The sequence below is a fragment of the Pseudomonas sp. NPDC087346 genome (assembly GCF_044744235.1).
In the GTDB taxonomy this organism is placed as follows: Bacteria; Pseudomonadota; Gammaproteobacteria; order Pseudomonadales; family Pseudomonadaceae; genus Aquipseudomonas.
Genome location: NZ_JBIUXX010000019.1, coordinates 1 through 19,697, shown reverse-complemented (window position 1 = coordinate 19,697; position 19,697 = coordinate 1). Strand labels below are relative to the sequence as shown.

Genomic DNA, 19,697 nt, shown 5'->3' with positions numbered 1-19,697 from the left:
GATAAAGATTTGAATTGGGTGAAGGATTAAATAATGAGCTTTGATATCTTGCTGGAAAAAGAGCCTTCCGAGCACTTTGGAACCCAGGCTTTACGTGGATTGATACGACTGGGTGAGGAAGAGGAAAGCTTCTTTGCTCCGATCTCTTTCTGGGGCAGGCAGGAATACTTGAATAGCTGGTGCTCATCGCTTTGTCTCGGTCTCGAAAGAAGATAGCATTCTGTATTAGTCACTTCAATGCTTGATCCAGAGTCCGCAAATTTCCTGATGGTCTGGGTTTTGTATTTTGTTGGAGAGTCTGTTCACATTCAGAATAGTGTGGTTTTTCTAGACGACGTTGTTCCTGGGTTTAATGTGGACGATGTCAATACTTACGTCGGTCCGCGCGAGGTGGTTAACGAAGATGGAGACAAGATTTCCGAATGGGTCGTACCTCTATCGGAAGTGCACAGTTTCAAAGAAAAATTGAAGAAGGAAGTCGATACTTAAGCGACTAAACGGTCGCTCCGCTAAGCGTAATATGGGGGATGAGGTTGAAGGTTGAGTACAGGCAAACGCCGTCAAGCGCGGTGTCAAACTGCGTGCCGCCTACCGCGCTAAGCCTTTTTCCCCAATCAAAATCAAAAGATCGCAGCCTTCGGCAGCTCCTACAGGGATACGTGCCCACTCTGCAGGACCTGCCGAAGGCTGCGATCTTTTGCTTTTTACTTCGGATAAAGCGGCGGCAACCCACTTTCACCCACCGGATCCTGCACCCGTTCCGCCGCCGGAATCGTGCGGATCGCCCGCCACAAACCCTCACCCTGCCAAGGGAGGGTAAATGGGGACAGACCACGTTTAAAAGTGTGGTCTGTCCCCGGGTTTCTATCCGCGTTTTACACGAAAAGTTTTATGGGTCAATAATATGTATAAAAAATTTGATGAGCTGATTGGTCGGTTTGCGACAGATGAGTTTCCAATCGATTATTGGTCCGATGTCGCAATTGTTGAAGCTTCAGATATGTTGGATAATTTTTCCGATGATGACTGGTCGACTCTTTTGTCGTCTGTAAGAGATAAGAGCGAATACTGGGTTTTACGCATGTGTGAATCAATGGGGGTCGCTGCTGAAGAGCGAGCGCTTTACGTGATACTTGAGGTTATGTCTCGCGAAAGAGAAGAGGTGACGTGTGCGGCGTTGGACGCTATTAGGTCTATGGTTAGCCTCGGCTTGGATGTGTCAAAGTATTCAGGTCCGATTAACGCTACTATTGAAAGTGCGAAAATGACGAAAAGTAATGTGGAGCTATTGTCTGTGCTGAATTTGGAAAAGATGCTTTTGAAGAGGTGATTTTTTTGGTGCGATTTGAGAAGGTATAAAGTTGTTCGGAGACTATTGTCAGTTGGTTAAAGGCCAGTTGTTATCGGTTACGGTGTTAGAGGAAGGGGTAAATGGGGACAGACCACGTTTAGAAGGTACTGCGAAAACGTAGTCTGTCCCCGTTTTATGCCCGTTTTACCCTTCAGATGGATATCGAGGACATCCGGAAAAATTTTGGTAGTAAATATGATGAAGGTATTAAATAAATGTTGGAGTATGCCTCCAAACTAGATCCCAACGATTTCAGGAGGTAGTGCGGGTGGACTTTTCATTCTCGATGTTCGGGGCAGTAGGGCGTTTGAATGGAACTTTGACTAGAGATCAGGTGCGCAGCCTGTTGGGCAACGATTTCAGGGACTTCACGAAAACGACATTTTCCTTGAATACTACCGATGCGTTCAGACTCCACGACTTGCATGTTTTCTACGACGAGCGGGATATTGTGAAAGGTGTGGAGTTTTTCGAGAGAAGTACAGTGTCCTGGCAAGAACACAAGCTGGTGGGCGAAAAGCTTTCCACCTTGCTGGATTTATTTCGTCGCAACGGTGAGCATCCTGATCTGAACGAAGACGGGTTTGACGTTGCAAAATTCGGCATGAGATTTTACGTTCCCGACCTTGATGATGGTGAGGATGCATTGATAACAACTTTGTATATCGTCCTGCGTTCGGAGAGTTAATCCTACGGTTCTGTATGAGCGCCCCTCCTGTGAGGGATACATGTCCAGCGTAAATGGGGACAGACCACGTTTAGAAGGTACCGCGAAAACGTAGTCTGTCCCCGTTTTATACCCTGACGTCGGTGGGCATGCCCAGGCGTGTAGCCAGGGCGGCACTTGCGATGGTTATAATCTCTTTCCGCAAGACAGCAACTTCAACAATTCGGCTTACAAGGTGTTCTATGAAAATAGAATCAAGGAAGCACTTGAAGATCCTTCCAAAACGGTCGGCCTCACGAGAATAAAGTTCAAACGTGAAGAGCCAGGATCTTCTCGGCCTGATTCGTTGCAAGTGTTTTACACGATTGATGGCAAGACCAAGTCTGTAGTGTTTGAGAACGAAGCCCGAAAAATACCGGAGATAATCGAGTGATTACAGATGATCTAGAAATCGTCAAAAAAATTTTTCAGATGGTCCACGAGGGTATTGTTCACGGATACGACGCCTTCCGTTACGAGATAGAGATGGGTGAAGGGTTCATGGAGGCCGAACTGACAGTCGAAAAAGACGGAGTTGAGGTAACGGACGCTGAAATCGATTTCGATGTCTCCGACGTGTATTTTTTGGCAAAAGATTTAAAGGCGAATGCCGTGCAGCGTGGCGAGCCCTGGAAATCTTTTGTCATGTCTTATCGCGACGGTGAGCAAGTGAAGACCAAATTCAATTATTGATTAACCCAAGTCTTTTCAAAAGCGTGACCTTATGTCCGGGAAAACGGACGGCACTCGCCGTCCGTTTTTTCGCATTTGAACTACTTCGTTGCCTGCGCTTCGTGGCAGCAACTCGAAGCGTTTCCCCCTTCATACCGATCATGATGCCGCACCCACTCCATGATCTCCTCCTCATTCCTGCCTTTGGGCGTGAGGTCGAGATAGTTGTAGGTACCGACCAGCATGTCCAGACCACGGGCATAGGTTGAGTAGGTGTGGAAAATATCGCCCTTTGCATTGCGATAAAGCACGCTCAGCCCAGGCATTTCTTCCTCGGCACTGTCAGTCTTTTCGTAGTTGTATGTAGCCTTTCCAGCAGCGACATCTTCAGCCCGCGCGCAAACGCCAAAGTCATAGTTGAAATCGCAACCTTCTGACGACACCCAGTCAAACTTCCAACCCATCCGCCGTTTAAACGCTTGAAACTCGCTGAACGGTGCGTGGGAAACCGCGACCACGGCAATGTCGTGATGCGGCAAATGCAGAAGCCTCACGTCGAGGCGGTGGTAAAAGTCGAGACTGCCAAGTCCGTCAAAGGCAGTCATGAATATGAACTGCTCAACAATCCTGCTGCCAGAAGCCCCAACACCCGTTATGAGCTGGATAATGGCAATACCTTTACGACCAATGGCAAAGGTATGGTGTAAGAGCTGACGTTCACCCCGACCAAAGAGAAGGTGCCTAGGGACTCAAGGCAGACGGCGGCGGGTAAAGAAGGGCGGGATAGCGACGTGGGCGGGCATGCTCAGGGGTGCAGCCAGGGCGGGACCTGCGATCAGTACAATCTCTTCCCACAGGACAAGAACTTCAACAATTCGGCCTACAAAGTGTTCTATGAAAACAGAGTTAGAGAGGCGCTGGACGATCCATCAAAAACAGTTGGTGTAACGACCGTCAGGTTCGTGCGTGAAGACCCAGGGTCAGTCCGTCCTGACGCGATGAGAGTTACTTACATAATTGATGGGAAGGCTAAAACTGTACTCTTTAAAAACGAGCCCCATCAAATTCCGGAGGTTATATAGTGATTACTGAAGATATAAAAATCGTCCAGGAAATCTTCCAGGAAGTCGAAGCCGGTATCGTCCATGGCTACGATGCATTCAGCTACGGTGTGGAGTTGGGTGAGGGATACAGTGAGACGGAGCTGGGTGTTGAGAAGGACGGAGTGGAGGACTGGAACGTCGAGACCGATATGAACGACGCGAAAATTCTGCGTCTTGTAGGCGAATTACAGGCCAACGCAGACAAGCGTGGAGAACCATGGAAGTCATTTGTCATGTCTTATCGCGAAGGCGAGCAAGTGAAAACGAAATTCCAGTATTGATTCACCCAGTCTTTTCAAAAACGTGACCTTATGTCCGGAACAACGGACGGCACTCGCCGTCCGTTTTTTCGCATTTGAACTACTTCGTTGCCTGTGCTTCGTGGCAGCAACTCGAAGCGTTTCCCCCGTCATACCGATCATGATGCCGCACCCACTCCATGATCTCGTCCTCATTTCTGCCCTTGGGCGTGAGGTCGAGATAGTTGTAGGCACCGACCAGCATGTCCAGACCGCGAGCGTAAGTTGAGTAGGTGTGGAAGATGTCGCCCTTTGCATCACGATAAAACACGCTCAGCCCAGGCATTTCTTCCTCGGCACTGTCGGTCTTTTCGTAGTTGTACGTAGCCTTTCCAGCAGCGACATCTTCAGCCCGGGCGCAAACGCCAAAGTCATAGTTGAAATCGCAACCTTCTGACGACACCCAGTCGAACTTCCAGCCCATCCGTCGTTTAAACGCTTGAAACTCGCTGAACGGCGCATGCGAAACCGCAACCACGGCAATATCGTGATGCGCCAGATGCAGATTGGCGCCATCAATGTGGTCGCTGAGGAACGAGCAGCCCGGGCAACCTTCTTCCCAATCCTTGGCAAACATGAAGTGATAAACGATGAGCTGACTGTTTTTGCCAAACATGTCAGCCAGCCTCAGTTCGCCATTCGGTCCCTGGAAGTGGTAGTCCTTGTCGATCCTGACCCAGGGGAGTGCACGGCGTTCGGCACTCAGGCGATCACGCTCCTTGGTGAAGGCTTTCTCATGAAGCAGATGCTGTTTGCGGGCCGCGAGCCACTCTTCGCGCGATACCACCGGATGATTCTCAACGTTCATGATGATTTCTCCTGCGGGTTGAAACCGTCTGTTTCAGACTAGTCGTTTAACCCGCAGGCAAATCGACAGACCGCCGGTCGGTCGGCGCGGGAAATGCGGCTGAACGGCTTCGGCCCACTCCGGTCACAACCTATGAACGCGCCATTAATCACGCGCACCGGAGGTTGAATCAGGATGACGACTTATAACTGGGATTTGATTGAACGCTTGCTGCATGAAGTGCAGAACAGTGCGGGCCACAGCTTCGCCCCGCGCGCTTATGCCGAGGATTATGCGGCGCAGAAAGCCAGCGCCGGAGAGCCGATCGAGAATCTGGATCACCTGAAAACGCTGGCCTGCGAATATGAAAGGCTGCTGCTTTTGCGCGGGTATATCGAGCCGCGTCCGGATGAGGAGGGCAGCACCGGCAACAATTTTATTCTGACCCTGCGTGGTGCGAGCTTGCTGAGCCTGATCGACAGCAGCATTCCCGGCAATGATCATCCGCGTCAGGTATTGGATGAGCAGGAAGATGCGCTGAGTGAGGCTACGTTTGATGAAGTGGCTTCCAAGGCGCAAATCGCCTGAGTTTCTACATGTAGGAGTGAGCCTGCTCGCGATTGCGGTTTTTCAGTGACATCAATGCTGACTGACACACTGCGATCGCGAGCAGGCTCACTCCTACAATGGATCTGTGTTTTTTTCAGGGTTTTTGTGCGGCCTTAAGGCATTTGAGGTCGTTGAAATCTTTGCGTACCCCTTCGATTTTCTTCAACAGCCGCTGCCGCTGTTGCGGTGTGCTTTGCGCCATCAGATCAACCGCCAGCGAACGCGCTTGCGCCTCGGTGTTGGCGTAGGCCACGCGGTAATCCTCTGTCCATAAACTCTCGCGATTGACCAGAAGCGTCTCAATCCTTTGTGGGAATTCTGGGCTGTTGCGTTGCGCGACTGCAGCGCTGAATTGCTGCTGCCAGTGCGCACGGTTAGCGATCCACTGGGTGTTCTGATCGCCCAACGCCGTTGACCAAGCCATCACTCGTTGTTCCTGAGTAGCGCTTAGCGGCCCGAGCCAGTCATTAAGGCGTTTATCCATGCGTGCACCGCGCTCGGCGATCTGCTGGGCAAGCGGTGGTTTCAAATATTCCTTCTGGCGTTTAAGCAGATCTTTGGCGAAGGCGTCATTCATCTCGGCGACTTGTTGGTCATCCAGCCCCTGCAACAACTCGATGGCCGACGGGGTGATTTCCCTGGCGGTTTCGGTAATTGCCTTCTTGGCCTCGGCGGTGCGCGCCTGGAGTGCGGCGTCGGTGACCTGATTGGTTTCGACCATGGTCTGCAAGCGGTCAAGCCAGTCGAGATAGCCCGGCAACTGCGTGGTGCAGTGCCAGGTCAGGTGTTCCTTGAGACGTTCGTTGAACCAGCCTTTTTGCTCGCCGGTCATGTCCAGATAGTCGCTGAGCGTCCAGGGAATGATCACGTCGAGGTTGCGGTAGGCGAGGCCCACGCGGCTGCAAGCGCCGAGGGCGAGGGTGAAAACCAGCAGGGTGGTAATCTGTTTGAACCCGCGAGACATGGGCGAATCCTTGCGTGAGCCTGGCTTCGGAATCTGATTCTTATGTGAGCGCAGGATGGGCCCGGCAGTTCAGACAATCAATAGAACGCGCGTTCGGCCTTGAGTGTGACAAGTCCGTCGCATTGGCTGTTGCGCCCGGAGTAGGCCGAGCAATCGCTGCCGCTCAGATTTGAGTCGCTGTAGATCAGATCGAGGTCGATGCCCATGAACGGCCGGGAAAGCTTTACCGACCAATCGTTGAAACTGCTGACGTAACCGCCGTCCACCGAAACCGGTGAGTTCAACTGATGGGTGGTGTATTTCATGCTGATCCCGATGCCGAACGGCTGATTGCCGCCAAGGTCGGCGAAGAGCGTGCTGTTCTGTTTATCCGGGTCGTTGCTGAAGGCGGCACCGAAACGGCTGCCGAGCAGGGACAGACCACCAAACAGTTCCTGGCTGTCGAGTGTTTCCACTTTGGGATAGCTGTAGTGGATCATGCCGATTTCGTAGCCGAGGTTTTGATCGAAGGGTTGTTTAAAGCCTGCGTAGGAATCGATTTCGAGGTTTTTGCCCGGTGTGATGCCCATGCTCGGTGCGTACTGACCGACATAAAGACCGCTGTCGTGGCTGAGATCGAGGCCGCCGTGAAAGGAGCCGACCGCCGATGGCTTCACCAGACCCTGAGCCATGCTGCGGCTGGGCGTGGTGCCGAGTTTGAGGTCGAAGTCACCGAGTTCGCGTTGAAAAACCTGCGCGTGCGCGGCCGAACAAGCCATCAGGCCCGCGAGCAATAAACAGGAAGGTTTGAGCATGCGTCACTCCATGAACAGCGAGGGCAAACCTGCCAGCCTGCTGAAACGCTTGATCTAGACGCGTGCAAGGATACCGGCGAATGATCGGCATTGATGGCCGTTCGTCGATTTCTAAAGAATGATTGTTTATTTGTTTAAAACGAGGAGGGTGTTGCGCGGGTGCCAGTCCAGGCGCTTCGAAGCTCAAAGCGCCTCAGGACGGGTGTATAACCGGTATTACTTTTTGCCCAGGCTGATCTGCTTGGACGGGCCGAACGTCTGGCCGCTGACGCCTTTGGCAATTTGCTGGATCTCGCCGCCGGACTTGAGGAACGCTGCGATCTGATCGTTGATCGATTCGCTGGTTTCAACGGCTGGAGCTGGCTTTGCTTTGCTGGTGGATGCTTTTACACGCATGGCGGCCATTAACCTGTAGAAAAGTAACTCGGCCAGGCATCGTACAGGAAATACTTGACAATTGCTTGGTAAATATCCCCGGGAATAACCCAGTGCGCCAGTGTATTAATCTCGATTGAATACTCGAAACAGGTCGCTAACTCACTGTTTTAAATAACAACATTTATGCAGGTTGGCGAAATTCGTACCACTGGAAATTGCCCGGCAGGACGTGTTGCGGTCTGACGAGCGGCTGCCGAGCGGCGCGCAGATCAGCAAACCCGAGGCTTCGCGCAGAATTTCTCGCGTTGGCGTCGCTCGCGGCGAACGGGGCCGGCAAAAACGGGTAGAATGCCGCCCACGCAATGAGGGTATTGGAAATGGCTTTAGTCGGGCGCTACAACAGTTTGCAAGTGGTTAAACACACTAACTTCGGTTTATATCTGGACGGCGGTGCGGACGGCGAAATTCTGCTGCCCAATCGTTATATCCCCAAAGATATTCCAAGCGAAGATGAAGACTGGCTCAATGTTTTTGTTTATCTGGACAGCGAAGATAAACTTCTCGCCACCACTGAAAAGCCAAAAGTTCAGGTCGGTGAATTTGCCAGTTTGAAAGTTGTTGAAGTCAACAGCATCGGTGTGTTCCTCGATTGGGGGCTGCCGAAAGATCTGTTGCTGCCGTACTCCGAAGAAAAGCGTCAGATGACTGCCGGTGAATATTGCGTGGTGCATGTCTATCTCGACAAACACACCCGCCGCATCACCGCCACTGCGCGTCTGGATCGCTATCTCGACAAGACTCCGGCTACCTACAGCGCGGGTCAGGAAGTTGATCTGCTGGTTGCCGAAGCCACCGATATGGGCTTCAAGGCGATCATCAACAACAAGCATTGGGGCCTGATTCACAAGAACGAAATCTTCAAATTCATGCGTGCCGGCATGCAGGAGAAGGGCTTCATCAAGGAAGTGCGCGCCGACGGCAAGGTCAGCCTGAGCCTGCAACCGGTAGGACAGGAAGCGGCCAGCAGCCTGAGCTCGAAAATCCTCTCCAAGCTGCGTGACAACAACGGCACTTTGCCGGTCAGCGACAAGAGCGATCCGGCGCTGATCAGCAGCCTGTTTGGCGTCAGCAAGGGCAACTTCAAGAAGGCCATCGGTTCGCTGTACAAGGACGGCAAGATCGTCATTCACGCGGATCGCATTGAACTAAGCTGAGTCTTGCGTGGCCCATGTTGCATGGGCACACAAGAGGTCGGGCAAATGAAAAAAGCGCTGATAGCCTACGTCGCCACGCTGGTGATGTTTCTTTTGCTCGACGGGCTCTGGCTCGGGGTGCTGATGGCGCCCACTTATCGCGAACTGCTCGGTTCGTTGATGCTCGAAAAACCGTTGCTGGTTCCGGCAGCGGTTTTTTATTGCCTGTACGTTTTTGGCTGTGTGGTGTTTGTGGTGTTGCCGGCCATGAGTTGGCAGCGGGCGGCGAAAATGGGCGCGCTGTTGGGGCTGGTGGCGTATGGCACGTATGACCTGACCAACTGGGCGACGTTGCGTGGCTGGTCGGTGCAGGTGACGTTGATGGATTGGGCTTGGGGGACGTTTGCCACGGCGGTGGCGTGTACCGTCGGGTTTTGTGTGGCTCGGCGGTTTTGCGTTTCGAACCGTTGATTTGTGTTGCTCTGACCGGCCTCATCGCTGGCAAGCCAGACTCCCACAGGGTTTCGTGCCGAACATAGGATGTGTAGACACTATGTAACCCTGTGGGAGCTGGCTTGCCAGCGATTGGCGGCGCAGCCGACAGCCATTCACCGTTGACGCAACGGAAGAATTAAATGTCTTTTCCAGACGGCTTTTTCTGCCGCACTGGTTAATAATCGACGCCATCACTATTCGCCCCGGACATTGATCCTGGGCTTTGTTTCGACCATTGGATGGCTGCCATGTTGTGTGTGTTCGAGGTGTTGCGGTGAGTGTCAGTCGGCGCAATGCCGACAGCTTTGCCCTGCAAGTGATGATTGGCCTGTGCCTGATCTGGGGCGTGCAGCAGGTGATGATCAAATGGGCGGCGCCGGACATCGCGCCGGTCATGCAGGCCGCCGCACGCTCGGGCATTTCCGCATTGCTGGTCGGACTGCTGCTGTGCTGGAAGGGCGGTTGGGATCAGGTCGGTAGCACCTGGCGTGGCGGCTTGCTGGCCGGTGCGTTGTTCGGTCTGGAGTTCTTCTTCATCTCCGAAGGCTTGCAACTGACCACCGCCGCGCACATGTCGGTGTTCCTCTATACCGCGCCGATTTTTACCGCGCTGGGCGTGCATTTCCTGCTGCCGAGCGAGCGTTTGCGGCCGGTGCAATGGCTGGGAATTTTCCTCGCGTTTGTCGGCATTGCGATTGCGTTTGCCGGTGGCGTTTCCTGGGACAACCTCGACCGGCGCATGTTACTAGGCGATGCCCTCGGCGTACTGGCCGGCGCCAGTTGGGGCGCAACCACCGTGGTCGTGCGCGCCTCGCGATTGTCGGAAGCACCGGTGACCTTGACCCTGTTCTATCAGTTGATCGTCGGTTTTGTCGGGCTGCTGGCAATTGCCTTGCTCAGTGGCCAGATCACCCACGTCAACCTGACCACCGTCGCGGTGGCCAGCGTGTTGTTCCAGGGACTGGTGGTGTCGTTCTTCAGTTACCTGACCTGGTTCTGGCTGTTGCGTCGTTATCTGGCGGCCAACCTTGCAGTGTTTTCCTTCATGACGCCACTGTTCGGCGTGACCTTCGGCGTGGTGTTGCTCGGCGAGGAGTTGAGCCTGAACTTCATCATCGGCGCCGTGCTGGTGTTGCTCGGCATCACGTTCGTCAGCGCCGAGCAGTGGGTGCGTCGGCGTTTACGCAAAGCCCTCGGTCAGCAGTAGGCGACTGGATCGCCAGGCCGCCGGCAATCAGCAAACCACTGCCGGCGATCACCAGCGCTGGTTGCAGGCCGCCGCTGAAATGGCTGCTCAGCGCTGCCAGCAATGGCCCGCTGAGTTGGCCGATGGCGAAGCATGCGGTGAGCAGCCCAGCGTTGCGCTGGGTGGCGTGGGGCGCCAGTTCGCGGGAGCGCTGCATCACCAGTTGCATGCAGGCCAGAAACGGCGTGCCGCATAAAAGTACCCCCAGCGCCAGACCCCAGCCACTGCCGAGCAGGCAGGCAAACACCCCGGCCGCTTGCAGCCACAGCGTTGCCATCAGCCAGTGACGCGTAGTGTCCGGATCATGCCGACGCAGGCTCACTAAAAACACGCCGATGGCGGCACCGAGTCCGAAGCACGGCCAGAACAGATCGGCCTGCCATTGCCCGTGAAACTGCGCGTTGGCCATCTGCGAGAGAAACGTCGCCGGAATGATGTAGCCGACGCCGTACAAGGCATACACCAACGCCAATCGAGGGATGCCACGATTCGAAGGGCTGGCTTCATGAGACACAGGCACAGCGCCGATAATCGGTTGCGGCAGAATCCGCCAGATCCCCAGCAACATCAGCAACGCCACCGCCGCGTAAATCAGCCACAGCGTGGCGGACGTCTGGTTCAACAGATGTGAGACCAGCGCCAGCAACCCGGTGAGAAAAATCCCCAGCCCCGGCCCGGCAAACACCAGCGCGCCCAACCGTGGGCGACCCGCTGCCGCCGCCAGCGGTTGGCTCAGCGTGGTGATCATCACCAATACCCACGCACTCGCCACCCCGGTGCCGAAACGCAGCAGCAGATGCGACCAGAAACCGTTGGCCCAGAACGACGCCAGCGTCAGCAGCACGCACAGCCACAACCCGCCATGCAAGCGGCGCTGAACCTGCTCGGGACGGCGCGCAAACATCGCATCCACCGCGCCGATCAGGTAGCCGAGGTAGTTGGCGGCCGCAATCAGACCGGCGGCAGTCAGGTCAATCTGCCCTTCGCTGAGCAGGTGCGGCAACTGCGGCGTGAGGGCGAAACGCCCGATGCCCATGGCGAGCATCAAGGCGACAAAACTGGCGGACAAGCGAATCAGCGGCGACATGGTCTGGATTCCATCGAAGGAGCAATGACCGTCAGGCTAGAACTGATTGACTTTCATTAAAATTGAATAATAGTGAGTAACTTGTTCTGTTATGGAGAATAGCTGTGGAGTTCAGCCAACTGCGGATTTTCCAGGCCGTGGCCGAGGAGGGCTCGATCACTCGCGCCGCCGAGCGCCTGCATCGGGTGCCATCCAATCTTTCGACGCGCCTTAAACAACTCGAAGAGCAATTGGGCGTCGAACTTTTCGTTCGCGAGCGTCAGCGTTTGCAGTTGTCACCTGCGGGAAAAGTCCTGCTGGACTACACCGGCAAACTGTTCGCTTTGCGCGATCAGGCCAGTGCCGCGGTAATGGGTGGGCAACCGGCCGGAGATTTTGTGCTGGGCACGCTGTACAGCACTGCCGCGATCCATTTGCCGGCGTTGCTGGCGCGTTATCACAAGCAGTATCCGGCGGTGAATCTGCAAGTGCAGTCCGGTCCGAGTGGCGAGTTGCTTGAAGGTTTGCTCACCGGCCGTCTCGATGCGGCGTTGGTGGATGGCCCGCCGCAACTGGCCGGGCTCGATGGCGTGCCGCTGTGCAACGAGCGACTGGTGCTGATTACCGAGGCCGATCATCCGCCGGTTCGCAGTGCCAAAGAAGTCGAGGGGAGGGCGGTGTTTACCTTCCGCCATGGCTGCGCTTACCGGGCGCGTCTGGAGTCGTGGTTCGTGCATTACCAGGCGGCGATGGGCCGGGCGATGGAGATTGAATCCTATCAAGGCATGCTGGCCTGCGTGATCGCTGGCAGTGGCGTGGCGCTGATGTCGGAGTCGATGCTCGCCAGTCTGCCGGGACGGGAAAGCGTTGCGGTGCATGCGTTGGCCGAGCCATTCGCCAGTGCGACAACATGGCTCATGTGGCGCAAAGGCATGGTCGGGGCCAACCTCAATGCGTGGATTGAACAGCAGCAAGCGCTCTATCCCGTGGCCGTGAATGAAACCCGGCAAACGGCTTGAACCAAAGGATCTGAATTCTGTTCCATTCAGTAACAGATCATTGCGGATTTCGCCGAGCATTGCGTAGGACTTCGGACTATTATCAGTGCGAAGCGGCCTCAGAATTCCGGCCGCTCAGCACCACCCTGAAGGGGGCATGACGATGAAAGAGAAAATTCAAAACTGGCTGCATGATTTGGGTGTCGCCCTCGGCTTGATCGAACCGCCTATGCAACCGATCCCGATTCGTACCGATGACGAGCAACGCCGGCGTCAGCCGCGTCGCCGGTAAACGCCATTGCCACCTGCTGAGCGGGGGTGATGTGGTTGGCGAGGATTTATTGTTGTGAGGGGATAAATCTCCTCATCACAGGGGCGTGCCATGCGCTACCCCTCTCAATGTCGCCCTATCTCCAACAAAAACCGGCTCAAGTCATTCGCGGTCTTTGCGGTCTTGAGCATGCGATCTTCTTCGGCGGTGAATGCCGTCAGTCCGAATTCATCTTCCAGATGGAAGATCAAATCCTCGATATCCGCCTTCTCAAGCCCCAACTGCGCCAGGCTGGTGTGATCGTTGAATTCGCGGTTTTCCAGCAGGCGTCGGATGAACCTGTGGACTGCGGCACGCACGGCGGCTCTTCTCATGGCAGATATTTCAGTGGTTGTCTCGACTGAGTACAGCAGGCCTCACGAATGTCGGCGCAACCACTGGTCAATCATTCCGCGCAAATGCTCACCGGAAAAACTGCCGAAGTGCCCGCCATGCACCGTGCGGATCGGCAACGCCTGCAAGCGCCGCAGACTTGCGGCGTAATCCTCCAGATTGGAGTGGTAGGCGTCTTCGATCAGTGGCCCGTCATAGATGATGTCGCCGCTGAACAGCGTTTCGCTCGCCGCCTCGTACAAACTGATCCCGCCCGGTGAGTGCCCCGGCGTGTGCAGTACCTGCAGCGCGCGATTGCCCAGATCCAGCACATCTCCATCCTCGACAAAACCGGTGGCCGGCGCGGATTTGACCCGGTATTCGGCGTAGCACAGCGGACAATCCGGGTGCGCTTCGAACATATCGTCGCCAACGAAAGCGCGGCTCAAATCATTCTCGCCGTCCGGTGCCGCAAGAATGTCCGCCTCGGTCGGATGCACCAGACGTTCGGCGAACTCGTGATGACCGGCAATGTGGTCGAAGTGGCAATGGCTGGCCACCGCCACCAGCGGCCGCTCGGTGAGCCACGGCAATTGCTCGCGCAGGCTGACCAGCCCGGAGCCGCTGTCGAGCAGCAGATCCTTGTCGCGGCCCTGAATGTGCCAGAGATTGCAGCGGTAGAACGGGCGGATGTACGGCTCGTGGATCAGGCGGATGCCATCGCTCAGGGTTTGCACTTCGAACCACTGATCGCGGGAAACAATCTTCATCAACGGTTTTCTCCAGACGAAAAAAAACGGGTGTGGCAACCGACGCCACACCCGTCGAAGAAAGCATCAAGTCGTTACATCAAAGCTTAGATCGCGCTCGCCACGGTCGCCGGGCGGCGGGAAAAAAGACTCACCACCACGAAACTCACCAGACCCACAGCCAGGCTGTAGTAGATCGGGGTATTGGCGTCCAGACCGTCCTTGACCATGAACAGCAGGGCGGTGGCGAAGCCCATACCCATGCTGGCGATGGCGCCGGCGGTGGTTGCGCGTTTCCAGAAGATCGCGCCCATCAGCGGGATCAACATGCCGCCCACCAACAGGTTGTAGGCCAGCGTCAGCGCGCTGATCACGTCGTTAACCACCAGAGCGATACCCAGCACCACGATGCCGGTCAGCAAGGTGAACAGACGGTTGATGCGCAGGCTCGACGGTTTGCCGCCACGCAGTTTCGGCAGTAGGTCTTCGGTCAACGTCGTCGCGGCAGCCAACAGGCCGGCGCTGGCGGTGGACATCATTGCAGCCAGTGCAGCGGCGATCACCAGACCACGGATGCCGTCCGGCAGCGACAGTTTGACGATGGCGGCGAAGGCGTTGTTGACGTTGTCCAGATCCGGGATCAGTACGTGTGCAGCCATGCCGATCAGGGCGCAGGCCAGACCGTAAAGGATGCAGTAGAGACCGGCGAAGCTGCCGGCGTACTTGGCGACTTTTTCATTCTTGACGGTGAACACCCGTTGCCAGATGTCCTGACCGATCAGGATGCCGAAGAAGTAGATCATGAAGTAGGTGATGATCGTGTCCCAGCCGATGGTGGTGAAGTTGAAGGCGGCTGCCGGCAGCTTCAGCACCAGTTCGTCCCAACCGCCAACGCGGTACAGGCAGATTGGCAACAGGATGAACATCAGGCCCACGGTCTTGATCACGAACTGGACGATGTCGGTCAGGGTCAGCGACCACATGCCGCCGATGGCCGAGTAGATCACTACCACGCCACCGCCGAGCAACACCGATACCCAGAACGGCAGGCCGAACAGCACTTGCAGCACGGTGCCGATCGCCAGGATCGAGGTCACGCCGATCATCAGTGCGTACGCCAGCATGATCACCGCACTCGCCGAGCGCGCCATCGGGTTGTAGCGTTTTTCCAGCACCTGGGTAACGGTGTAGATCTTCAGTTTCAGCAGCGGCTTGGCGAGGAACAGGTTCAGCGCAACGATGCCGCAACCCAGTGCCGCGCACAGCCAGAAGCCGGAGATGCCATGCACATAACCCAGACGCACGGTGCCGACGGTGGACGCGCCACCCAGTACGGTCGCGGCCATGGTGCCCATGTACAAGGTCGGGCCGAGGTTACGACCGGCGACCAAAAAGTCTTCGTTGGTCTTGGCCTTGCGCATGCCGTAGTAGCCGAGTATCAGCATCGCGGCGGCGTAGATGAGTACGACGAATAAATCCAAAGCCATGATGGCGTGTCTCCGATTGTCTTTTTTATGTGAGGCCAAAATCATTCCCTTGTAGGAGCGAGCCTGCTCGCGATAGCGGTCTGTCAGGCACATCTATATTGGATGTGCCGCAGTCATCGCGAGCAGGCTCACTCCTACAGGGGGATTTGCGTCAGGCTGCCTGACGCAGTTCAGGTTTTACTGTGGCTTCGCTCCGTGCATCCTGCGGGCCGAACACATCGCGCGGTTCCGGGAACAGGCTCAGCAGTGTCAGATACACCACCGACGCCAGGCCCAGAGTCACCGGCAAACTGATGTCGATCCCGCCCGCCATCTCACCCAGCGGGCCGACGAACTGCCCCGGCAAATTGACGAAGCACAAACCGACCGCAGCGCTCGGAATCCATGCCCCCAGACCGCGCCAGTTCCAGCCGTGGGTGAACCAGTAGCGTCCGCCTTGCTCGCCGCGAGTGAACACTTGCAGGTCATCCGGGCAGTAGAAGCCGCGACGCACCAGCAGACCGATGATCATGATCACCATCCATGGCGTGGTGCAGGTGATGATCAGCACGGCGAAGGTCGACACGCTCTGTACAAGGTTTGCCGCAAAGCGCCCGATGAAGATGAAGGCAATCGACAGCACGCCGATCAGCAACGTCGCCTTGACCCGCGACAACACGCGAGGGAACACGCTCGACATATCCAGCCCGGTGCCGTACAGCGACGTGGTGCCGGTGGACATGCCGCCGATCACTGCAATCAGGCACACCGGCAGGAAGAACCAGCTCGGTGATACCGCCAGCAGACCGCCGACGTAGTTGTTCGCCGCGATGTAGTCCGGTGCCTTGATCGCGACGATGGTCGCGGTGGTCAGGCCGAACAGGAACGGGATGAATGTCGCGATCTGCGAGATCACCACCGCCGCCATGATCCGGCCTTTTGGCGTTTCGCGCGGGATGTAGCGCGACCAGTCACCGAGGAACGCACCGAACGAAATCGGGTTGCTCATGGCTACCAGTGCCGCACCGATGAACGCCGCCCAGAAGCCCGGTTGACCGAGGTTGACGGTACCGGCGTAGTGCACGTCGAAAGGACCGGCGAAGGCAAAGATGCCCAGCAGGAACAACAGACTGGCGCTCCACACCGCGATCTTGTTCACCCACAGCAAAAAGCGGAAGCCGTAGATGCACACGGTCAGCACCAGAATCGCGAACAGACCGTAGGCCAGGCCCAGGGTCAGGTCGGTTTCCGGCAAACCGATCAGGCGTTTCGCACCACCGATCAACGCATCTCCCGAACTCCACACCGAGAGCGAGAAAAAGGCGATGGCGGTCAACAGCGACAAAAACGAACCGACGATCCGCCCGTGCACGCCGAAGTGTGCACCGGAAGACACGGCATTGTTGGTGCCGTTGATCGGGCCGAACAGGCCCATCGGTGCGAGGATCAGCGAGCCGAGCAGCACGCCCGACACAATTGCCCAGACGCCGGCCTGAAAAGACAGACCGAACAGCACCGGGAAACTGCCGAGCACGGCGGTGGCGAAGGTATTGGAACCACCGAAGATCATCCGGAACAAGTCCGTCGGGCCTGCGGTGGGGGGGGGGTGTAGCGGGCGGGGGGGGGGGGGGGGTGTGTTTTTATTGCGACGGTCCTGCCGCCGGCGCGGCCCCCCCCCACCCCCCCCCCACCACCCCCCGGCCCCCCCCCCCCACCCCGGGTCACCCGACCACCACGCCCACCGATAAACCCGGTGCCGCCCCAGGCCCAACCTCGGTTCGCCAAGCGTCGTCACAGAGTAAAACGTAGGACTTGATTGACGGTTCACCAGCGATTGGGGGGTGGACCAGGTTGTTGGCTCGTCGAAGAATAAAAGCCCGCAAAGGGTACTGGAGTGAGCAACTGAACACGCGACAGCCCATTAGAAGGCTGTCTGATTAGTTTTGCCTCAGGGCAAGTTTCCATTAGCGATTTCGAGAGACGGATGAACATCACCACCTTTGCCAAACGTTTGTGCCTGCTAGTCCCGCTGCTCATCTCGCCAGCCGCCTTCGCGGTCGAGATGATGCCGTCGCCACCGCAACTGGCCGCCAAAGCCTACGTACTCATGGACGCCAGCAGCGGCAACGTGCTGGTCGAGAACAACGGTGACCAGCGCCTGCCACCGGCCAGCCTGACCAAGCTGATGACCGCGTACATCGCTACGCTGGAAATCCGTCGTGGCCAGATCGGTGAAAACGACCCGGTGACCGTCAGCGAGAACGCCTGGCGCACCGGCGGTTCGCGGATGTTCATCAAAGTCGGCTCGCAGGTGACTGTCAGCGACTTGCTGCACGGCATCATCATTCAGTCCGGCAACGACGCCAGCGTCGCACTGTCCGAGCACATCGCCGGCAGCGAAGACGCTTTCGCCGACCTGATGAACAAGACTGTGGCTGATCTGGGCATGACCAATACCCACTTCATGAACCCGACCGGCCTGCCGAACCCGGAGCACTATTCTTCGGCTCACGACATGTCGATTCTGGCTCGCGCAATCATCCACGAAGACCCGGCTCACTACGCGATCTACTCGCAGAAAGAGTTCTTCTGGAACGGTATCAAGCAGCCTAACCGCAACCTGCTGCTGTGGCGTGACAAGACCGTTGACGGTCTGAAAACCGGTCACACCGACGAAGCCGGCTATTGCATGGTGTCTTCGGCTGTACGTGATGGCATGCGTCTGATTGCTGTGGTGTTCGGCACCAACAGCGAAGTGGCTCGCGCCGCCGAGACCCAAAAGCTGCTGACTTACGGTTTCCGCTTCTTCGAAACCCAGACCTTCTATCAGAAGGGCACCGAACTGGCGCAAGCGCCGGTCTGGAAAGGCACCACCAATCAAGTCAAGGCCGGCCTGGCTGAAGACCTGACCATGACCCTGCCAAAAGGCCAGCTGAAAAAGCTCGCTGCCAGCATGACCATGAACCCGCAACTGACCGCGCCAATCGCCAAGGGCGACGTGATCGGTAAAGTCGAAGTGAAACTGGACGACAAGGTAGTGCACAGCGCTGACCTGATCGCTCTGGACTCTGTCGAGGAGGGTGGTATCTTCCGTCGCATGTGGGATAGCATCCGTCTATTCTTCTACGGCTTGTTCAACTGATTCAGCGTTGACCCGCATGGCCCCGTTCCGATCCGGAACGGGGCCATGTTCGTTGCCAAGGCTTACGCTTACGAGGCCGTTACGCCATGACCGATACAGCAGACAAGGCGCCGAAGATCGAATTCCCAGTGACTGATTATCCGGTTAAGGTGATCAGCGATACGGGTGTCGGCAACAAGGACAAGATCATCGAAATCGTCAAGAAACACGCGACGATCAATGATGAGCGCGTTGATGAGCGCCAAAGCACCAACGGCAAGTACACCACCATTCAGTTGCACATCGTCGCGACCGGGCAGGAACAGCTGTACGACATCAACAGCGAACTGCGAGCTACCGGTTTCGTGCACATGGTGTTGTGATGTCTGGCACGCTGGGCTTTCGCGAGCTCGGCCAGATGGCTTACGAGCCGGTCTGGCATGCCATGCAACGCTTCACCAACGAACGCGGCACTGATGCCGCCGACGAAATCTGGCTGGTCGAGCACCCTCCGGTGTTTACCCAGGGCCAGGCAGGCAAGGCCGAACACTTGCTGTTACCGGGGGATATCCCGGTGGTGCAGGTCGATCGCGGCGGGCAGGTGACCTATCACGGTCCCGGCCAGTTGGTGGCCTACCTGTTGCTGGACGTACGCAAGCTGGGTTTCGGCGTGCGTGACCTGGTCACTCGCATGGAGGCGTGCCTGATCGAACTGCTGGCCAGCTACGGTGTGACCGCAGCGGCCAAGCCAGACGCTCCCGGCGTTTACGTCGATGGAGCGAAAATCGCTTCTCTGGGTTTGCGGATTCGCCACGGTTGCTCCTTTCATGGCCTGGCCCTGAACGTGGATATGAACCTGGAACCGTTTCGACGGATTAATCCCTGCGGCTATGCCGGGCTGGCGATGACCCAGCTGAGCGATCACGCAGGATCGATTGAATTTGCCGAGTTAAGTGCCCGGCTGCGCGCGCAGCTCGTCAAACACCTCGACTATGCTGAGCAGACGACCCTGACGGTAGGAATCTAATCATATGACTACTGATGAAGAGCAAACAAT

At 56.5% G+C, this 19,697-nt stretch carries 23 protein-coding genes and 3 pseudogenes; 16 read left to right on the top strand and 10 right to left on the bottom strand.

Annotated features, from left to right (window positions below; genetic code table 11):
• The first annotated feature begins 33 nt into the window (after positions 1–33).
• The 5 genes and pseudogenes from ACIOZM_RS13785 to ACIOZM_RS13765 all read left to right on the top strand — a co-directional run bounded on the left by ACIOZM_RS13785 (position 34) and on the right by ACIOZM_RS13765 (position 2,750).
• Positions 34–216, top strand: a complete 183-nt coding sequence (locus tag ACIOZM_RS13785) for a hypothetical protein (protein ID WP_401214524.1) — start codon at positions 34–36, stop codon at positions 214–216.
• Between the two features lie 15 nt (positions 217–231).
• A pseudogene (locus tag ACIOZM_RS13780) lies at positions 232–489 on the top strand (hypothetical protein); the annotation flags it as partial.
• Positions 490–904: 415 nt separating this feature from the next.
• Complete coding sequence (locus ACIOZM_RS13775) at positions 905–1,330, top strand: hypothetical protein (RefSeq protein WP_401214521.1); 426 nt, start codon at positions 905–907, stop codon at positions 1,328–1,330.
• A gap of 289 nt (positions 1,331–1,619) precedes the next feature.
• Complete coding sequence (locus ACIOZM_RS13770) at positions 1,620–2,039, top strand: hypothetical protein (RefSeq protein WP_401214518.1); 420 nt, start codon at positions 1,620–1,622, stop codon at positions 2,037–2,039.
• A 408-nt stretch (positions 2,040–2,447) separates the two neighbouring features.
• On the top strand, positions 2,448–2,750 hold the full coding sequence (locus tag ACIOZM_RS13765; protein WP_095050112.1) for a hypothetical protein: 303 nt from the start codon (positions 2,448–2,450) through the stop codon (positions 2,748–2,750).
• Between the two features lie 80 nt (positions 2,751–2,830).
• On the opposite strand, the pseudogene ACIOZM_RS13760 reads toward ACIOZM_RS13765, so the two are convergent.
• Positions 2,831–3,280 (bottom strand): annotated as a pseudogene (locus ACIOZM_RS13760) (DUF899 family protein); the annotation flags it as partial.
• A 186-nt stretch (positions 3,281–3,466) separates the two neighbouring features.
• On the opposite strand from ACIOZM_RS13760, the gene ACIOZM_RS13755 reads away from it, so the two are divergent.
• Both ACIOZM_RS13755 and ACIOZM_RS13750 read left to right on the top strand, forming a co-directional pair.
• Positions 3,467–3,811, top strand: coding sequence for a DNA/RNA non-specific endonuclease (locus ACIOZM_RS13755; RefSeq protein WP_401214515.1), 345 nt, complete (start codon positions 3,467–3,469; stop codon positions 3,809–3,811).
• Positions 3,811–4,113, top strand: a complete 303-nt coding sequence (locus ACIOZM_RS13750; RefSeq protein ID WP_401214513.1) for a hypothetical protein — start codon at positions 3,811–3,813, stop codon at positions 4,111–4,113. Before ACIOZM_RS13755 ends, ACIOZM_RS13750 begins: the two co-directional genes overlap by 1 nt.
• Before the next feature lie 79 nt (positions 4,114–4,192).
• On the opposite strand, the gene ACIOZM_RS13745 is transcribed toward ACIOZM_RS13750, so the two are convergent.
• Positions 4,193–4,939: a DUF899 domain-containing protein gene (locus ACIOZM_RS13745; protein ID WP_401214511.1), complete on the bottom strand. Its 747-nt coding sequence runs from the start codon at positions 4,937–4,939 to the stop codon at positions 4,193–4,195.
• Positions 4,940–5,113: 174 nt separating this feature from the next.
• Between ACIOZM_RS13745 and ACIOZM_RS13740 the strand changes: the two genes are divergently transcribed.
• Positions 5,114–5,506 carry a transcriptional regulator gene (locus ACIOZM_RS13740; RefSeq protein WP_401214508.1) on the top strand — a complete coding sequence of 131 codons (393 nt, stop codon included), beginning with the start codon at positions 5,114–5,116 and terminating at the stop codon, positions 5,504–5,506.
• A 115-nt stretch (positions 5,507–5,621) separates the two neighbouring features.
• Here ACIOZM_RS13740 and ACIOZM_RS13735 read toward each other — a convergent pair whose 3' ends face one another.
• The 3 genes from ACIOZM_RS13735 to ACIOZM_RS13725 all read right to left on the bottom strand — a co-directional run bounded on the left by ACIOZM_RS13735 (position 5,622) and on the right by ACIOZM_RS13725 (position 7,690).
• Positions 5,622–6,491, bottom strand: a complete 870-nt coding sequence (locus tag ACIOZM_RS13735; RefSeq protein WP_401214503.1) for a DUF6279 family lipoprotein — start codon at positions 6,489–6,491, stop codon at positions 5,622–5,624.
• 77 nt (positions 6,492–6,568) lie between these two features.
• Complete coding sequence (locus tag ACIOZM_RS13730) at positions 6,569–7,285, bottom strand: TorF family putative porin (protein WP_401214500.1); 717 nt, start codon at positions 7,283–7,285, stop codon at positions 6,569–6,571.
• Between the two features lie 216 nt (positions 7,286–7,501).
• The gene (locus ACIOZM_RS13725) at positions 7,502–7,690 is read right to left on the bottom strand and encodes a hypothetical protein (RefSeq protein WP_016985943.1); all 189 of its coding nucleotides are present in this window, start codon (positions 7,688–7,690) and stop codon (positions 7,502–7,504) included.
• Positions 7,691–8,040: 350 nt separating this feature from the next.
• On the opposite strand from ACIOZM_RS13725, the gene ACIOZM_RS13720 reads away from it, so the two are divergent.
• The 3 genes from ACIOZM_RS13720 (at position 8,041) to ACIOZM_RS13710 (ending at position 10,558) form a co-directional block, all read left to right on the top strand.
• Positions 8,041–8,877, top strand: a complete 837-nt coding sequence (locus tag ACIOZM_RS13720; RefSeq protein ID WP_401214497.1) for a S1 RNA-binding domain-containing protein — start codon at positions 8,041–8,043, stop codon at positions 8,875–8,877.
• Between the two features lie 45 nt (positions 8,878–8,922).
• Positions 8,923–9,327 (top strand): DUF2177 family protein, encoded by a 405-nt coding sequence (locus tag ACIOZM_RS13715; protein ID WP_401214496.1) that lies wholly within the window; start codon positions 8,923–8,925, stop codon positions 9,325–9,327.
• Positions 9,328–9,625: 298 nt separating this feature from the next.
• Positions 9,626–10,558, top strand: a complete 933-nt coding sequence (locus ACIOZM_RS13710; protein ID WP_401214494.1) for a DMT family transporter — start codon at positions 9,626–9,628, stop codon at positions 10,556–10,558.
• On the opposite strand, the gene ACIOZM_RS13705 is transcribed toward ACIOZM_RS13710, so the two are convergent.
• Positions 10,503–11,684: an MFS transporter gene (locus ACIOZM_RS13705; RefSeq protein ID WP_401214491.1), complete on the bottom strand. Its 1,182-nt coding sequence runs from the start codon at positions 11,682–11,684 to the stop codon at positions 10,503–10,505. The two genes, ACIOZM_RS13710 and ACIOZM_RS13705, sit on opposite strands and share 56 nt — an antisense overlap.
• A gap of 104 nt (positions 11,685–11,788) precedes the next feature.
• On the opposite strand from ACIOZM_RS13705, the gene ACIOZM_RS13700 reads away from it, so the two are divergent.
• Positions 11,789–12,682 (top strand): LysR substrate-binding domain-containing protein, encoded by an 894-nt coding sequence (locus tag ACIOZM_RS13700; RefSeq protein ID WP_401214490.1) that lies wholly within the window; start codon positions 11,789–11,791, stop codon positions 12,680–12,682.
• Between the two features lie 142 nt (positions 12,683–12,824).
• Positions 12,825–12,953: a PA1414 family protein gene (locus ACIOZM_RS13695; protein WP_256222727.1), complete on the top strand. Its 129-nt coding sequence runs from the start codon at positions 12,825–12,827 to the stop codon at positions 12,951–12,953.
• Positions 12,954–13,057: 104 nt separating this feature from the next.
• Here the strand turns inward: ACIOZM_RS13695 and ACIOZM_RS13690 are convergent, their stop codons facing one another.
• The 4 genes and pseudogenes from ACIOZM_RS13690 to ACIOZM_RS13675 form a co-directional block, all read right to left on the bottom strand.
• Positions 13,058–13,306 (bottom strand): acyl carrier protein, encoded by a 249-nt coding sequence (locus ACIOZM_RS13690; protein WP_401214486.1) that lies wholly within the window; start codon positions 13,304–13,306, stop codon positions 13,058–13,060.
• Positions 13,307–13,348: 42 nt separating this feature from the next.
• Positions 13,349–14,074 carry an MBL fold metallo-hydrolase gene (locus ACIOZM_RS13685; RefSeq protein WP_401214484.1) on the bottom strand — a complete coding sequence of 242 codons (726 nt, stop codon included), beginning with the start codon at positions 14,072–14,074 and terminating at the stop codon, positions 13,349–13,351.
• Between the two features lie 86 nt (positions 14,075–14,160).
• Complete coding sequence (locus tag ACIOZM_RS13680) at positions 14,161–15,540, bottom strand: sodium:solute symporter (protein WP_401214481.1); 1,380 nt, start codon at positions 15,538–15,540, stop codon at positions 14,161–14,163.
• A gap of 151 nt (positions 15,541–15,691) precedes the next feature.
• A pseudogene (locus tag ACIOZM_RS13675) lies at positions 15,692–17,113 on the bottom strand (purine-cytosine permease family protein); the annotation flags it as partial.
• Positions 17,114–17,503: 390 nt separating this feature from the next.
• Between ACIOZM_RS13675 and ACIOZM_RS13670 the strand changes: the two are divergent.
• From ACIOZM_RS13670 to lipB, 3 genes are all read left to right on the top strand, one after another.
• Positions 17,504–18,661, top strand: coding sequence for a D-alanyl-D-alanine carboxypeptidase family protein (locus ACIOZM_RS13670; protein ID WP_401214478.1), 1,158 nt, complete (start codon positions 17,504–17,506; stop codon positions 18,659–18,661).
• Positions 18,662–18,747: 86 nt separating this feature from the next.
• Entirely contained in the window at positions 18,748–19,023 is a 276-nt protein-coding gene (locus ACIOZM_RS13665; protein ID WP_401214476.1) for a DUF493 domain-containing protein, read from the top strand.
• The gene (lipB, locus tag ACIOZM_RS13660; protein WP_401214474.1) at positions 19,023–19,667 is read left to right on the top strand and encodes a lipoyl(octanoyl) transferase LipB; all 645 of its coding nucleotides are present in this window, start codon (positions 19,023–19,025) and stop codon (positions 19,665–19,667) included. Before ACIOZM_RS13665 ends, lipB begins: the two co-directional genes overlap by 1 nt.
• The last annotated feature ends 30 nt before the right edge of the window (positions 19,668–19,697 follow it).